Consider the following 15,969-nt stretch of genomic DNA (forward strand, 5'->3'; position numbering starts at 1 on the left):
CCCTCAATCAGGACTCGAACCACCAGCGGCTGGCGGCGCGCGCGCCGTCATTTTCCCAGCTGGCAGCCAGTTTCTCGGGCGTGCCTACCTTCGCGCTGTTGGCGTAAACGAAGTTGTTGAAGAACGGGATGATGGTGCCGCCATCGTCCCGGGCCAGCATCGCCATCTCGCGGTACATTTCCGCGCGCCGGGTGTCGTCCAACTCGGCCTTGGCCTGAAGCAGAAGCTCGTTGAAGCGCGGGTTTTTCCAGTGAGACTCGTTCCAGGCCGCGTCGTTCTTGTAGGCCAGCGTGTACATGACATCAGGTGTCGGACGCGCGCCCCAGGACACGAGACAGAACGGCTTCTTCAGCCAGACGTCGGAATAATAACCGTCATTCGGTTCACGCACGACATTGATGTTGATACCCGCCGCCTTGGCGTGTTCGGCATAAAGCACCGCCATGTCGACTGCACCCGCATAGACGCTGTCCGCGGTGCTGAGGCTGACCGTGAGACCTTCCGCGCCCGCTTTCTTGAGCAGGGACTTGGCCTGGTCCGGATCGTAATCACGCTGCGGGATGTCGTCCGGCCAGTAAGGCTGGGCCGGCGAATGGTGGAAGTCATTGCCCTTGGTGGCTGCGCCGAAGGTGATCTTCTCGATGATGTCATCCCGGTTCATGGCCAGCTTAAGCGCGTTGCGCACGTCCGGATTGTCGAACGGTGCCGTGTCGCAGAACATCGGCAGCGTGATCGCGCCCGCGGACGGGATGTTGTGGATCTTGATGTTCGGATTGCGCTGCAGCAGACCCATGGTCTTCAGCTCGATCAGCGAGACCGCATCCACGTCGCCGGTCACAAGTGCCGTCTGACGAGCGTTCGGATCGTTCAGGGTGATCAGCTCGACCTTGTCGAAATAGGCGCCCTCACGGTGCCAGCCGTCATGCCGGCTGAGGCTGAACTGAACGCCGAACTCGCCGTTGTCGATCTTGTAGGGACCAGTGCCGTCGCCGGACTGCCAGTCGATCGTGCCGTCGTCGTTGGCCGGGCAGATCGCCATGTGATAGTCGGTCATCAGCCATGGGAAGTCGGCGTTGCCGCCGGACAGCTTCACGACAACGGTGTAGTCGCCATCCTTGGTGATGTCGGTGACATCCGTCAGCAGCGCCTTGGCTGCGGAAGTTGTCTTGTCGCCGCGGTGGTGGTTCAGCGATGCGATGACATCGTCAGCCGTCAGTTTCCTGCCGCTGTGGAACTCGGCGTTTTCAGTGATCTTGAAGGTCCATTCGGACGCATCCTCGCTGGCTTCCCAGCTGTCGGCCAGATCCGGCCCAAGCGACCCGTCGCCCATGATCATCGTCAGGTAGCTGCGGTGCGTGTGGGCGAGGAAAATCATCACGCGGGTCAGATAGGTGCCCGGATCGTGAGAATCTGAGGTGTTGCCGTCGTGGATCCCCCAGCGGAACGTCCCACCCTGCTTGGGCTGGGCTTTCGCCTCGGTCGACCACAGGCCTGTTGCGGTGCTTGCTGTCAGTCCGGCCAGCACGGAGTAGCGAAGGAAATCACGTTTACTGATCCCTCCCGTGCGGGCCGCTGCTTCAAGCCTTTCGAGCATCTCGGCATCTTTGGACTTCGTCATCTGTCTCCCCTTCCGGTTCTTCTTAAACAGTCACTTGCCAATTTCCCAAACGTAGCATCCGTTGTTTTTTTGTAACCATGATGCTCATTTGCGACATTTACATAGCAAAACACGAACTGCCCCTGCTCGGCCACCCCCATGGGTAAATTCCTCATTTAAAATGTTTAATGTTGACTGGTTGCCCAGATATTGTGCACAGCAACATTATTATGAATGATTTTTGATTTTCAGACAGGCACGGAAAATGCTACGCGCGTATATTCTGGTCTACTGATGCAGATCTCAGATAATTCTTTTAGATGAAAAACGATTATTCTCCAACAATGTCGGAAAATGCAGTGCCAGTTCGTATTTCGGCACTGTCGGGCGGTAAATCAGGCGCATTCTTCTTGTCAAAATAACCGATTACCGGAGAACAAGATGAGTGTTGCCCAACGCAGCCGCAGCGGCGGCCGTGCCGGCCGCCGGGCTATTCGCACCGCTCCCGACCATACCATGCTGCCCAGTCTGCGGCGCACGCTTCCCCTATGCGAACCCTTGGACGAAGAGCAGATCCGAAAGCTGGACGATGCCTCCATGGCAATCCTGGAAGAGGTTGGAATCGTCTTTCGCGATCCGATTGCCCTTGCAGACTGGAAGCGGGCCGGCGCCAAGGTCGAGGGTGAGAGGGTCTACCTGGACCGGGGGCTGGTGCGTGAGCTCATCAGTTCGATCCCATCCAGCTTCACCTATCATGCCCGCAATCCGGCAAAGAATGTCCCGCTTGGAGGAGATCGTTCGATCTTCGTGCCGATGACCGGGGCACCATTTCTGCGTGATCTCGACAATCAGCGGCGCAATCCCACGCTTGCGGACCTGGCCATGTTCCACAAGCTCAGCCACATGCTGCCGGCCCTGCATTCCAGCGCCCACCACATCGTGGAGCCCTACGACCACCCCATCAGCCACCGGCACCTGCGCATCACCTATTCTTCGATCAAGCATTCGGACAAGACCTTCATGGGCATGACGACAAGCCCGAAGAACGCCGAAGATGTCATGGAAATGTGCGCGATCCTGTTCGGTGAGGACTATCTGGAGACCCATCCGGTCACGACAGGAAACTGCAACGGCAATTCTCCGCTGGTTTGGGACGAGACCATGCTGGGAGCAATGCGGGCCTTTTCGAAACGGAACCAGCCCGTGCTCTGCTCCCCCTTCGTGCTTGGCGGTGCCAATACCCCGGCAAGCGTGGTCCCTGCCGTTGCCCAGCTCAACGCGGAAGCCCTGAGCGCCCTTGCCTACACGCAGGTGATCCGGAAGGGCGCACCTGCGATTTACGGGCATTATCTGTCGACGGTCTCGATGAAATCCGGTGCGCCGATGGCCGGCACCCCCGAGATCAGCCTGATGAACTTCATGATCGGGCAAATGGCGCGGTTCTACGATGTGCCCTGGCGGACCTCCGGATCGCTCGGCGGTGCCAAGACCTTTGACGCGCAAGCCGGGTATGAGAGCGCAGCAACGCTGAGCGCCGTTATCCATTCGGGTGCCAACTACATCTGGCACGCAGCCGGCTGGAACGAGGCCGGGATGCATTGCTCAGTTGCCAAGTTCATTGTCGACGCCGAGCAATGCGCAATGGCCTACCGCATGGCGGAGGGCCCGCGCTGGGATGATTTCGACGAAGGCCTTGCCGCCATTCGCGACGTCGGCCCCGGAGGCCACTACTTGGGGCACCCGCACACCCAGGAGAATTTCCAGCGGGCGTTCTTCATGCCGGAGACCTTCGACAACAATTCCATCGAGCAATGGAAGGCCGAGGGTGAAGTGGAGATCACCGAACGGGCGCTTGGCATCGCCCGCAAGCTTCTGTCCGAGTATCAGGAGCCTGCTCTCGAGACCGCCAAAAACGAGGCCCTTCTCGATTACATCGCGCGGCGCGAGCGTGAAATCCCGGCGGCAGATGCGCTGAACCAGGACTATTGAACCGCGGTACCGGCCAAAAACCGGGCTGCCCGTGCTTTCTCTTCTGCCCTGTGAGGCGGTTCATGAAAATCAAGTCTGTCGAGATCTTCCGCCATGACCTGCCGGTCAAGGGCGGCCCCTACAAGATGGCAAACGCCGAGGTCTGGTCTCTCCAGACCACCCTGGTCAAGCTGACCGCGGACAACGGGCTTACCGGCTGGGGGGAAACCTGCCCTGTCGGCCCGACTTACGCCGAAGCGCATTCCGGTGGAGCGCAGGCGGCGCTGCAGCAGATCGCCCCTGCACTGATAGGCCAGGACGTTCGGCCCCTGACGATCGGTCGTCTCATGAACGGCCAGCTCAACGGGCACAACTACGCAAAGGCGGCAATCGACATTGCCGTTCATGACCTGCTTGGCAAACATCTGGGTCTTAGGGTTGCCGACCTTCTCGGTGGTGTCGCCGCGGAACGCGTTCCTTCTTATTACGCAACCGGTGTCGGTGCTCCCGAAGAGATTGCCAGCATTGCCGCGGAGAAACGGGACGAAGGCTACCCGCGCCTGCAGATCAAGATGAGCGGGAAGGACGTCGAGCGCGATATCGAGACGATCCGCAGGGTCTGGGACAAGATCGCCGGGTCCGGCATGCGTCTTGCGGTCGACGGCAACCGAGGCTGGACCACAAGAGACGCGCTGCGCGTCAGTCGCGAATGCCCGGATATTCCGTTCATTCTGGAACAGCCCTGCAACCGGATCGAGGACCTGGAGAAGATCAGGCCGCAGATCCACCATGGACTTTACATGGACGAGAACGGTGTCGACCTGGCAACGGTCATCCGTGCCGCCGGGCGCGGACTGGTCGATGGATTCGGCATGAAAGTGACCCGGATCGGCGGACTGCAACAGATGGCTGCGTTCCGGGATATCTGCGAAGCCGTCTCGCTGCCGCATACCTGCGACGATGCCTGGGGCGGCGACATCATCGCCGCCGCCTGTACCCATGTTGCTGCCACGGTGAAGCCGTCTCTGCTGGAAGGGGTCTGGCTTGCGGAGCCCATGATCGAGGGCAGTTATTCCATCGGCGAAGGCGTGCGCATCCGGGACGGCCACATTGCCCTGCCACAAGGCCCGGGCCTTGGTGTCGAACCGGATGAGACCCTGTTCGGCACGGCGATAGCTACTTTCTGAACTGGAGGCCGATATGCGCTTTAAAGGCAAACGCGCCCTCGTGACGGGCGCCGCCGGTGGGATCGGCAAAGTCATTTCCGACATGCTGCGGGCAGAAGGGGCACGCCTGGCCGCAGCCGACCGGAATTGCGATGCCGTTGATGCGGAAGTCCGGATTTCGGGAAACCTGCTGGACCCGGTTTATGCAGACGCACTGCCCCGCACCGCGGCCAAGGCACTTGGCGGCCTCGACATCATCATCAACAACGCCGGCGTCATTACCCGTGGTCCCGTGACCGAGACCACCGATCAGGACTGGGCGCTGTCGATCGGGGTCAATGTCGAAGCTCCTTTCCGCATCTGCCGGGCGGGTATCCCGTTGCTGGCGGAGGCCGGAGGTGGGGCCATCGTCAACATCGCCTCTTGCTGGGGTGTTCACCCGGGCCCGAACCACGCTGTCTATTGCATGACCAAGGCGGCGGTCGCTTCGCTGACCCAGTGCATGGGCCGGGACCATGCCCACCAGGGCATCCACATCAACGCCGTCTGCCCGAACGAGGTCGACACACCGATGCTGCGGACCGGGTTCGAAAAGCGCGGCTTTGACCCCGCAACGGCGATTGCCGAACTCGGCAGGACCGTTCCGCTTGGCCGGGTGGCGCGGCCGGATGATATCGCGGACGTCGTTCTGTTTCTTGCCTCCGATGCCGCGCGCTACATGTGCGGTTCGCTGGTTGAGGTCAACGGCGGGAAACCGGTGTCATGATGCGGTTCGAAGGGAAGATTGCCCTCGTCACGGGCGGGCGAAGCGGCATTGGTCGCGCCATTGCCCGGCGCTTGCAAAATGAAGGTGCCAGGGTCTTCACGGCCCAGCGCGGCGAGGATCCGGAGTTTGAGCATGTCCGGGCGGATTTTGCCGACATGGAAGCCCCTGCCAGCATTATCGAAGACGTGGTAACGAACGGCGGCAGGCTGGATGTGCTCGTCAACAATGCCGGCCTGATGCAGGAAGTGGCGATCGAAGATATGTCGCTCGCCGACTGGCAGCACTCGTTGGCGGTCAATCTGACCGCGCCTTTCCTGATGATCAAACATGCCTTGCCGCATTTGCGCCAGACACGCGGAACCATCGTCAATGTCGGCTCCATCGAAGGCATCGGCTGCAATCCGCTGCACGCGGCCTATTCCGCCTCCAAGGCCGGGCTTCACGGCCTGACGCGCGCCGTTGCGGTCGATCACGGCAAGGACGGCGTCCGCTGCAACGCAGTTGCACCAGGCTGGATCGATACGGAACTCAATCTCGAATTCATCAAGGCGACCCCGGATCCAGATGCCTTCCGGCGCGACATTGGCAAGATCCACCCGGCTGGCCGGACGGGCAAGCCGGAGGAAGTTGCCGCCTTGGTCGCTTTCCTGGCAGCGGAGGAAAGCGGTTTTGTCACCGGTCAGGTCTACACGGTCGACGGTGGCAGAATGACCCGGTTGAGCTTGCCCTGAAGGGCTTGGAGCGGTTCAAAATGCCTGCCGAATAGCGGACTTCATTGTCCTGACGAGATCCTGATTGGCGCTGGCTGCAACGCCGATGACAAGTTTCGACAGGGGTGTCGAGGCAAACCCCTGCTCGTTACCAAGCACCTTGAGGTGGCCCGCGAGAGTAGACCGACCCAGAAGCCCAATCGCAATACCCGCTTCCACGGCAGCCGTTACGCCCGCCACGCTCTGGCTTGAAAAGGCAATCCGGTAAGGCCTCCCTCTTGCCTCAAGCGATTTGAGGGCCGCCTCACGCCACCAGCAGGCGCGGTCGAAAAGGGCGACCGGAACCGGCTCTTCGGCCAGAAGATCCCGGTAACGCGACATTACCCAGCAGGTCGGGTCCTCGAAAACCACTTCTTCGTTTCTGCCGATCGTTTCCACCTCATAGACGGCAAGATCCAACCTTCCCCTGGACAGCAGTTCCGGGAAATCGGTGCTGATCGTACAGGTTACCTCAAGCTCCACCTGCGGGTGCGATTGTGCGAAGGCAGACAGGATCTTCGCAAGCTTTGCCTGGCCATGATCGTCAGGAATGCCGAGGCGTAGCTTTCCGCGCAAACCATCGGCGGTGATTTCCCTCAGGACGGCATCCAGCCGTTCTTTCACATCCCTTGCGACCGGCATCAGGCGCTGCCCGGTCTCCGTCAGCGTCACACCGCGGCCGGTCCGCTCGAACAGATCCCGCCCGATCACCTCTTCAAGGCGCATGATCTGAAGACTGGTTGCCGATTGTGACCGGCCGATCAGGCGGGCACCTTCCGTGACGCTGCCCGTCCCGGCGACCGCCAGAAAAGTTCGGAGGAGTTCACTGTCGAGGTTATTCATCCAATTTTTCAATATCTGACATTTAAGATATTCGTTTCACCAATATTTAGATCACGCCTAGTCTGAAGCCGTCAATCACTGGAGGCCTTCATGGAAGGACAGACGGCAACAGCCACGTTTTCTGGATCCCGAAGAATTGCCGCCGGAGCCGGAGCTGGCCTCCTCGCCGGACTTGTCTGGCTGTGGCCGCAGTTCTTCAAACAGGGAATCCTGTTCACCGGACAGGGTCTCCTTCAGGTTGCCCCGCTCGTCGTGCCGGGCATAGCCCTCACGGCCTGGATCATGGCCAGCGGTGCCGACAGGATCATCGGCCGCGCGTTTGAAGGACGGCTCATGCGCGCGGTCCTCGTGGCGTCTGCCATGGGGGCGATTACGCCGGTCTGCGGGGTGACGATCCTGCCTCTGATGGCCGGGTTGCTGGCAGCCGGGGTTCCCCTTGCCCCGGTCATGGCGTTCTGGCTGTCCTCGCCGATTACCGATCCGGCTATGCTGGCGACTACGGCGGCGACCCTCGGTATTACCTTTGCAGTCGGCAAGACCGTGGCGGCCTTCGCTCTGGGTGTATTTGGCGGATCCGTCACAGCAGCGCTCACGCGTGAGCAAAGCGGTGAAGCGGCGCTGCGGTCTGGTGGGCTCGCCGCGAAGTTGACGGCGCGGTGCTGTGACGGCGCGACATCGTTTGAACCGCGTGTCTGGCGCAACAGCAGCCGGCGCAAGGCCTTCGCGCGGCAGGCAGCAGCAACCACACGGCTGATCCTGATCTGCCTGATCCCGGCCTTCTTCGCCGAATATGCGCTGAATGCAGCTCTGACCCCGGGATCGCTTGCAGCCTATCTTGGCTCGAACACCTGGTGGGCCATACCCGCCGCCGTCTTCGTCGGCGCACCGGCCTATATCGACGGTTATGCGGCCTTGCCGCTGACCCGCGGTCTCATCGACAACGGCATGTCGCCCGGCGCGGCGATGGCGTTTCTGGTCTCCGGAGGCGTTGTCAGCATCTGGGGAGCGCTTGCGATATTTCCCGTGCTGAAACTGCGACCGTTTCTGCTTTACCTGGCGCTTGCCGTTACCGGGTCACTGATCTCGGGCTATGTGTTCGAATGGGTCTACTGACCCGGTCGGCCTCTGGCCGGGATCATTCCTCGGCCGCCCGCCATTCCTTCCAGCGCAGCACGGCATTGGCGCCGATTTCCCGGAATGGCTGTGGCGGCAGTTTTTTCGGTCGGGCTTCAGCACCGAAATGACGGGTGATGCTGCTGGTCTGTCCCAGCGCAAGATCAGCAGCGCCCATGCCGGTCAGGGTTCCGCGCGCGGTGCCGAGACCATTTTGCACGCAGCCGGAAAACAGGTCCTGCTCCAGTTCTCGCATGACCGCGACACCGTTCAGCGACAGGCAAAGGTGTCCTGCCCACTTGTATTCCATCTTCAACCCTGCCAACTGCGGAAAACGCCGGTCGAACTTGCGTTGCATGACACGGGCCGCACGTTCCACGCTTGCCGGTGTCAGCCGCATGTCGGGTTTCAAGACGGCGCAGGTTCTCGTAACGATCCTGTTTCCACCCTGACCGGCGTCGATCCGGCGCAAGGTCGTCCCCATCGGATCAGATGGCGTGATGCCCCAGCGGCTTTGGCCGCCAAGTTTCTTCAACGCCTCACTGTCCAGCTCGGGCGTCATGACGGCAAACAGGAACAGCTGCATCAGCCGGTCACGTTCGAAACCGAAACTCTCCAGATGACCATTGACCGTGAGGATGACTTTTGCCGTTGAAACGGATCCGGATCGCGTTTCCACCTTCCAGCTTTCGCCTTCCCTGGTGAAAGACAGGACCGGGCTTTTCTCGAAAACCTGCACGCCTTCCCGCCGAAGTCCGGCGGCAAGTCCGCGGATATATCCGGCGGGCTGCAGCATGACCGTACCGGGGGTATAAAGTCCGCCAACGTAGTGTCTGCTTCCGGTCAGGTCCGCCATCTGTTGGCGGTCGAGCAGCTCATATTTTTCACCGAGGCTCGTCAGATGGTCGGCATAACTGCGGTTATGAAGATCGGCCTTGATGCTAGCCGCACCGTTGATCTTGCCTGCCGGATCAAAATAGTGCCTGTCGATCCCGTAGTCCTCGACCGCGCCACGCGCAAAGCCGATTGCCTCTCGATTGAGGGCGATCAGGGACTTGTCGTCACCGTTACCGGCATAATCCTCCGATGTCAGTTCATGCGGCAGGTCGATCATGAATCCGGAATTGCGTCCGGCCGAGCCTTCCGCAACCCGGCAAGCGTCGAGCACGACAACCTTGAGATTTCGGTCTGACTGGAGCAGACGGCGAGCAGCCGACAGACCGGCAAAACCAGCGCCGATGATCGTGACATCCGCGCTGATCTGTTCGCTCAGCAGCTGCGCAGGCTGTTGCTTCGGCAGGATGGTGTTCCAGGCCGCCGGGCCTTGCAGGTTCGGCAGAGTGTCGGCGGCCCGTTTCGTCATCCGACGGCCTCGTCCTCGTCGTCGGACAGATCCAGCCAGATGGTCTTCAGCTGGGTGTACTGGTCGTGTGCCGCCAAACTGTTGTCCCGCCCACCGAAACCGGACTGCTTGAACCCTCCGAACGGCGTGGTGATGTCGCCTTCGCCAAAGCAATTGACGGTCACGGTGCCGGCCCGGATCGCCCGGGCACCACGCAGCGCCTTTCTGGCGTTGCCGGTGAAGATCGAGGCGGCAAGGCCGTACTGTGTATCATTGGCCAGCGCGATAGCCTCATCGAAGCTTCTTACGGTCAGAACGCTCAAGACCGGACCGAAAATTTCCTCCCGCGCGATGGTGGACCCCGGATCGGTTTCCAGAACGGTCGGTTCGACGAAGGCGCCATCGCGGCTGCCGCCGCCCATCAACACCTTTGCACCCTTGTCCAGATAGGAACTGACCTTGGCGAAATGATCGCTGGAGACGAGCGCACCGACACGATGCTCCGGATCAAGGGGATCTCCCATCGTCCATTCCCGCGCATGGGCCAGGATGCGCTCCAGCAGTGCTTCCTTGATGTCTTCTTCCACGATCAGGCGGGAACTTGCCGAACAGTTCTCGCCCATGTTCCAGAACGCGCCATTGACGACGTGAGCAGCCACCCGGTCGAGATTTTCCGCGTCCTTCAGGACAACGCTCGGGTTCTTGCCGCCCATTTCCAGAACGACCTCCTTCAGGTTGCTGTCGGCGGCATAGCGCAGGAACCGGCGGCCGGTTTCCGTTGAACCGGTGAAGGAGATCATGTCGACATCCATGTGCCGGCCAAGCGGTTCGCCGACGTCCGGACCGGAGCCTGGAACGACATTGAAGACACCCCGCGGAATGCCGGCTTCCATGGCAAGTTCCGCAATGCGCAGGGCGGTGAGCGATGTTTCTTCGGCCGGCTTGACGATGACCGAACATCCTGCCGCCAGCGCCGGACCGATTTTCCAGGCGAGCATCAGCAGCGGAAAGTTCCAGGGCAGAACCAGCCCGACGACGCCAACCGGTTCGCGCACGATCATGGCGATGTGATCATCGGAGGCGGGCGAGACCTGGTCGTAGATCTTGTCGATCGCCTCTGCGTGCCATTTCAGGCAATGGATCGTCTCCGGCACATCCACGGTTTCGCAATCGTAGATCGTCTTGCCGCTGTCGAGGCTCTCCATCACGGCCAGCTCCCGCCGGTTGCGGGTGATGAGCTTGGCAAAGCGGATCAGCGTGTCCTTGCGTTCCGACGGATGCAGCTTCGACCACCGGCCGTCCTCAAAGGCCTCCCGGGCCTTCAGCACGGCGAAATCGACATCCTCTGCACCACAGGCTGCCACGGAGGCAAGTGTCTCGCCGGTGGCGGGATTGACCGTCTCGAAGGTCTTGCCCGATGCCGCCGGGCGGTAAGAGCCGTCGATGAAAGCATTTGTCGGCAAGGTCAGGCCGGCAGCGAGCGCCTTGTATTCCTCGCGCGTCAGAAGGTCGGTCATGATCATTCTCCCGCCGTGATGTCTTGAATGGTGGATTTCAGAACCCGGACGACCTGATCGAGCTGGCGCTTGTCGTCCTTGTTGAGTGCCTTCAACGGCGGGCGCGGCGGACCGGCATAGAGCCCGCTCATTTCCACCCCGTGCTTGACGCATTGAATGAACTTGCCGCCCTGTTCCAGCACGCGCATCAGCGGCATCATTGCCGACATGATCCGCCGCCCCTTGCTGAAATTCCCTTCGACGGCGCAGGCCCGGTAAAGGGCAACATGTTCTTCGGGCAGGAAATTCGAGCCGGCGCACACCCAGCTGCGTGCCCCCCAGGCGAAGAACTCCAGCGCCTGATCGTCCATGCCGCAGGACATCTGGATGTGCGGGTAGTCGCGTGCCAGAAGGTGGACGCGGTTGATGTCGCCAGAGCTTTCCTTGATGGCGCAGACATTGCGCGAACGGCCAACCCGGTCGAGGAATTCCTCGCCCATGTTCACCCCCATCCGGCCCGGATAGTTATAGAGCATGATCGGAAGATCGGCGGCCCGGTCGATGGTCAGGACATTGAGCGCGTTTTCCCTCTCGGTCGGCACCGAGTAGGGCGGTGTTGCCACCAGAATGGCATCGGCCCCGATCTCCGCGGCCCCTTCCGCCAGCGCGATGGAATCCGGTGTCCTCATGGTTCCCGTTCCCACGATCAGAGGCAGGCGGCCTGCAAGCTTTTGCGCGGTAAAGCGCGCCAGTTCGAGACGTTCCTCAACGGTCTGGGCATAGTTTTCGCCCGTTGATCCACCGGAAATCAGGCCGTGCACACCACTGTCGACAAGATGGTCGACAACAGCGGCCAGGGCATCCCAGACCACGTTGCCTTCGCCATCATAGGGCGTGACCACGGGCGTGTAGATGCCTTCGAACTTCATGATTGGGGTCATCGCGGTGTCTGCCTCATGCGGATTTGAGTTTGGGTGGGATGCCGAGCGGAGCTTCCAGGCCTTCAGGCATGACAAACAGTTCGATCTGGTCACGCGAGAGAGCCCAGTGCTCCAGCGCCAGTTCCGCGGCGCGGTTGTCGTCGCCCTGCTCGATCGCCTCGATCATCTCGTCATGCTGGCGGCCGGCCAGCTCGAGGCGATCTTCCTTCGCACCGGACTTGGGGCGGAAAAAGGTCATACCGATCCGGGTATGGTCGATCAGCAACCGGTCAAGGCTCGCCAGCAGGTAGCTGTTGCCCGCCATGTGGCCGGTGATGCGGTGGAAACGGTCGTTTGTAAGTGCCCGTTCAATCACGTCGCCACTTGCCATGGCGGCCCGGAACTCTTTCTGCGCCTGACGCAGTTCCTCGATCTGTGCCGGCGTCGCGTTCTGCGCGGCGAGCCGAAGCACGGCGCTGTAGATCAGCGGTGCGGCAAGGAAAAAGTCCCGCAGCGTGTAGTGGGTCATGTCGGAAACGCGCGCACCCCGATTGAGCTGCAGCGTGACATAGCCTTCACCCGCCAGCTGCTGCAGCACCTCGCGCAAAGGGGTCCGGGAGAGGCCGTAGAGATCACACAGATCGGTTTCTTCCAGCGGGCTGCCGGGCTTGCGCTCCAACGTCAGGATCGCGCGTTTCAGATCCTCATAGGCATTCGACTTTGCCGTGCCGCGTACAGGGGGCATGTGACGCTCCATTCCGAATTCAGTTGACTCGTTTGTATACATGATGTGTACAATATCAACACAATAATAATACATGCGCCCGAAAGGCCCTGATCGGCCAGAGGCGACAGAGGCCGGAGAAAAGCGACATGTCCCGAACCACTGACGTCACCTTCCTGTTGCTTGAAGATTTTTCGCATATCGCCTTCGCCTGCGCGGTGGAGCCGCTGCGTATCGCCAACCTGCTTCAGGGAGAGGAAATCTACCGGTGGCGACTGGCCTCACCCGATGGTCAAAGGGCGGTCTGCTCCAACGGAACCGTGACGCTGGTGGATCAGGGCCTCGGTCCGTTGCCCGCGCGCTCCAGCCTGTTCCTGATCTCCGGTCAGAATGTCGGCGATCGGGCGGCGCCGGAGGTGCTGAGCTTCCTGCGGCGGGAGCGTGCCCGGGGCACCCAGATCGGTGCTATCTGTTCGGGCGCCTACATTCTTGCCAAGGCTGGCCTGTTGAACGACCGCCGCGCAGCCATTCACTGGTCGTTCCACGACAGTTTCGAGGAAACCTTTCCGGACGTGCAGTTGTGCAAGAATGTCTTCGTCACGGACGAGGCCTTCGTCACCGCATCCGGCGGCACCGCGGCGACCGACATGATGCTGCACCTGATCGGCGAAGCCCACGGTACGGACCTGGCGGTCGCGATTGCGGACATGATGGTCTATTCCGGTGTTCGGCCTGCCAACGCGGCCCAGCAGATTTCGCTACAGGCGCGGCACGGAATCCGGAACCCGCATATTGCAGAGGCAATTCGTCTGCTGAACGAAAGCGCACCCTATTACCTGCCGACATCCGAGATCGCCCGGAAGATCGGCATTTCCACGCGGCAGCTCGAGCGGTTGTTCCAGAAACACCTGAAGGTGTCGCCGAAACGATTTGCCATAGACCAGAAGCTCACGCGTGCCCGCAATCTTCTGCTGCAGACCGAACGGTCCGTGTCTGAGATCGCCCTGGCCTGCGGCTACGAATCCGCTTCGCATTTCATCCGCACCTATCAAAACAGGTTCGGCGTGACACCGCACAATCAGCGTCTTTGCTCCGCGGGAACACAGGCTGCGTTTCAAAGGGCATGACCGGGTCCTGGGGCTGCGATTTGCCCGCGTTTTGAAATGCGGCCCCTATTCCTGGCAAGCCGGTTCCGGCTTCTCCGCCTGGTACTATGCCCCATCCTCCTTGCGTGTCTTCGGCCCGTGACTTAGATCCTTGTCTGAAACCGGTCCGGACCGGAACGCAAACGGAGGCCGCATCCATTCTTCCCGTCAGAATTGCAGGCACTGGACATGCCTTGCCTGCAAAGTCCGTCACCTCGGAAACCCTCGATCTTCAGCTGGGCTTTCCTGCCGGACATCTTCAAAAACTGTCCGGCGTTTCAAGCCGGTTTGTCGCAGCAGAGGAAAGCCAGATAGATCTGGCGGTTGCGGCTTGCCAAGCCGCGCTTGAAAAGGCAGGCCAAACGCCTCGGGACGTCGATCTCGTCCTCGGTGCGTGCGGAATTCCCTACCAGACCCTGCCGGCAACTGCGCCGCTGGTGATGCAGAGACTGGGTTTTGCCGATGGCACGGCGGCGGCCTACGACGTCAATGCGACTTGTCTTTCCTTCCTGACCGCTTTCGAGCTTGCCGCCAACAAACTTGCGCTGGGGCAAGCAACGTCGGTGCTGGTGTTTGCTGCGGACATCGCCTCGCGCGCACTGCCCTGGGAAGACCAGCCCGATGTTGCCGCCTTGTTCGGCGACGGAGCGGCTGCAGCAGTCCTGACGACAGGAGGCGATGACGGCCCGGGCATTGCGGCCGCGCTGCTGCGCACCTACCCCTCCGCCTATGCAGCATGCGAGATCGGGGCCGGAGGCACTCGGTTCGATTTTCACAAGGACCGCGAGGCCTTCGCCCGGCATGCCGTGTTTCAAATGGACGGCAAGGACCTCTTCCGTGTCACGCACAAGCACTTTCCGCAGTTCGTCGACCAGTTGCTGTCGAAAGCCGGATGGGCCCGGCAGGATATCGACCTCGTCGTACCGCACCAGGCAAGCCCGCTCGCGCTGGAGCACATGATCCGGGAAACCGGCATGGAGCGCAGCCGGGTGGTCGACATCGGCTGCACCCACGGCAACCAGATTGCAGCATCTCTGCCAACCGCGCTCGACATTGCCTGGCGCCAGGGCCGGATCGAGCCCGGCATGCGCGTGCTGTTGCTCGGGACATCGGCCGGTGTGACCTTCGGCGGCATGGCCCTTGAGGTTTGACCATGGGGCGCTTGCTGGTCACTGGAGCAACGGGATTTCTGGGCGGAGCCCTGATCCGTCATTTGCGCGCCAAAGGCTCCAACCCGATCGCTTTTGGCCGCAGCGAGTTGCAGTGTCAGCACCTTGAGGCCGAGGGCTTCGACGTCGTTCGCATGGATCTTTCCAACCCCTGCGACAAGGATCAAATCGCGTCTTTTGGTCCGGTCGACGCCATAGTGCATTGCGCGGCGCTCTCCGCGCCCTGGGGACCACGAAGCGCCTTCGTGGCGGCGAATGTCACCGGGACAAAACACCTGCTTGATCTCGCGGAAAAGCTTGGCGTGCGGCGGTTCGTCAACATTTCCTCGCCCACCGTCTATTTCGAGATGAAGGACAAGGAGAACGTCCGGGAAGATGCGCTGTTGCCGCCGCCCATCAACGCTTATGCGGCGACAAAGGCCGAGGCCGAACAGCTGGTGCTGACCCGCACCGACCTTGGCCCAATCAACCTGCGTCCACGCGGCCTTTATGGTGCGGGGGACACGACACTCCTGCCGCGTTTGCTCGCCGCAGCCCAGAAGCGGCCCTTGCCGGTTTTCCGGAATGGAGCTGCCTCCATCGACCTGACCCATGTTGATGATCTGCTCTCAGCCGTCGAGACGGCCCTTGAAGCCTCTCCGGAATGCGAAGGCGAGACGTTCAACATTTCCGGCGGCGAACCTTTGCCGGTGCGTTTCATTGTCGAGCGTGTCTGTGCCGCCAAGGGCATTCCGGTTCGCTGGCAGAACCGCTCCCTGGCCCCGGCTGTCCTGGTGGCCAGGCTTCTGGAGACGGCAAGTCTGATTGTGCCCGGCACCGGCGAACCTCTGGCGACACCCTATACGCTCGGCCTCTTCGCCTTCCGGCAGAGCCTCGACATTTCCAAGGCGGAGCGGTTGCTGGGCTGGCGACCGCAGATCGACTTCGAAAGCGGTCTTGCAAAAACACTTGTCGAAGGGAACGCCCGTTGA

Annotated in this window: 14 protein-coding genes; 8 read left to right on the forward strand and 6 right to left on the reverse strand. The window is 61.2% G+C overall.

Annotated elements, in window-relative coordinates:
• Positions 1–7: 7 nt before the first annotated feature.
• Complete coding sequence (locus tag HCG46_RS14245; protein ID WP_022999163.1) at positions 8–1,618, reverse strand: ABC transporter substrate-binding protein; 1,611 nt, start codon at positions 1,616–1,618, stop codon at positions 8–10.
• Between the two features lie 420 nt (positions 1,619–2,038).
• Between HCG46_RS14245 and HCG46_RS14250 the strand changes: the two genes are divergently transcribed.
• From HCG46_RS14250 to HCG46_RS14265, 4 genes are all read left to right on the forward strand, one after another.
• Positions 2,039–3,586: a trimethylamine methyltransferase family protein gene (locus tag HCG46_RS14250; protein WP_168686554.1), complete on the forward strand. Its 1,548-nt coding sequence runs from the start codon at positions 2,039–2,041 to the stop codon at positions 3,584–3,586.
• A 62-nt stretch (positions 3,587–3,648) separates the two neighbouring features.
• A complete protein-coding gene (locus HCG46_RS14255; protein WP_168686555.1) occupies positions 3,649–4,752 on the forward strand; it encodes a mandelate racemase/muconate lactonizing enzyme family protein in 1,104 nt (367 codons plus the stop codon).
• Positions 4,753–4,765: 13 nt separating this feature from the next.
• Positions 4,766–5,497, forward strand: coding sequence for an SDR family oxidoreductase (locus tag HCG46_RS14260; protein ID WP_168686556.1), 732 nt, complete (start codon positions 4,766–4,768; stop codon positions 5,495–5,497).
• Complete coding sequence (locus HCG46_RS14265; protein WP_168686557.1) at positions 5,494–6,228, forward strand: SDR family oxidoreductase; 735 nt, start codon at positions 5,494–5,496, stop codon at positions 6,226–6,228. Before HCG46_RS14260 ends, HCG46_RS14265 begins: the two co-directional genes overlap by 4 nt.
• Positions 6,229–6,243: 15 nt before the next feature.
• On the opposite strand, the gene HCG46_RS14270 is transcribed toward HCG46_RS14265, so the two are convergent.
• Positions 6,244–7,089: a LysR family transcriptional regulator gene (locus HCG46_RS14270; protein WP_168686558.1), complete on the reverse strand. Its 846-nt coding sequence runs from the start codon at positions 7,087–7,089 to the stop codon at positions 6,244–6,246.
• A 90-nt stretch (positions 7,090–7,179) separates the two neighbouring features.
• On the opposite strand from HCG46_RS14270, the gene HCG46_RS14275 reads away from it, so the two are divergent.
• Positions 7,180–8,202 carry a permease gene (locus HCG46_RS14275; RefSeq protein ID WP_168686559.1) on the forward strand — a complete coding sequence of 341 codons (1,023 nt, stop codon included), beginning with the start codon at positions 7,180–7,182 and terminating at the stop codon, positions 8,200–8,202.
• A gap of 22 nt (positions 8,203–8,224) precedes the next feature.
• Here the strand turns inward: HCG46_RS14275 and HCG46_RS14280 are convergent, their stop codons facing one another.
• The 4 genes from HCG46_RS14280 to HCG46_RS14295 are packed head-to-tail and all read right to left on the reverse strand — an operon-like array spanning position 8,225 to position 12,705.
• Positions 8,225–9,565, reverse strand: a complete 1,341-nt coding sequence (locus HCG46_RS14280) for an FAD-binding oxidoreductase (RefSeq protein ID WP_168686560.1) — start codon at positions 9,563–9,565, stop codon at positions 8,225–8,227.
• Entirely contained in the window at positions 9,562–11,061 is a 1,500-nt protein-coding gene (locus HCG46_RS14285; protein ID WP_168686561.1) for an aldehyde dehydrogenase, read from the reverse strand. The genes HCG46_RS14280 and HCG46_RS14285 overlap by 4 nt, the downstream gene beginning before the upstream one ends.
• Positions 11,062–11,063: 2 nt before the next feature.
• On the reverse strand, positions 11,064–11,969 hold the full coding sequence (locus tag HCG46_RS14290) for a dihydrodipicolinate synthase family protein (protein WP_152507494.1): 906 nt from the start codon (positions 11,967–11,969) through the stop codon (positions 11,064–11,066).
• 25 nt (positions 11,970–11,994) lie between these two features.
• Positions 11,995–12,705 (reverse strand): GntR family transcriptional regulator, encoded by a 711-nt coding sequence (locus HCG46_RS14295; protein WP_031268723.1) that lies wholly within the window; start codon positions 12,703–12,705, stop codon positions 11,995–11,997.
• A 128-nt stretch (positions 12,706–12,833) separates the two neighbouring features.
• Between HCG46_RS14295 and HCG46_RS14300 the strand changes: the two genes are divergently transcribed.
• From HCG46_RS14300 to HCG46_RS14310, 3 genes are all read left to right on the forward strand, one after another.
• Positions 12,834–13,811 (forward strand): GlxA family transcriptional regulator, encoded by a 978-nt coding sequence (locus HCG46_RS14300; RefSeq protein ID WP_022999174.1) that lies wholly within the window; start codon positions 12,834–12,836, stop codon positions 13,809–13,811.
• Between the two features lie 212 nt (positions 13,812–14,023).
• Positions 14,024–14,980, forward strand: coding sequence for a 3-oxoacyl-[acyl-carrier-protein] synthase III C-terminal domain-containing protein (locus HCG46_RS14305; protein ID WP_286185344.1), 957 nt, complete (start codon positions 14,024–14,026; stop codon positions 14,978–14,980).
• A gap of 2 nt (positions 14,981–14,982) precedes the next feature.
• A complete protein-coding gene (locus tag HCG46_RS14310; protein WP_168686562.1) occupies positions 14,983–15,969 on the forward strand; it encodes an NAD(P)-dependent oxidoreductase in 987 nt (328 codons plus the stop codon).

The organism is Labrenzia sp. PO1 (assembly GCF_012273635.1).
Classification (GTDB): Bacteria; Pseudomonadota; Alphaproteobacteria; order Rhizobiales; family Stappiaceae; genus Roseibium; species Roseibium algicola.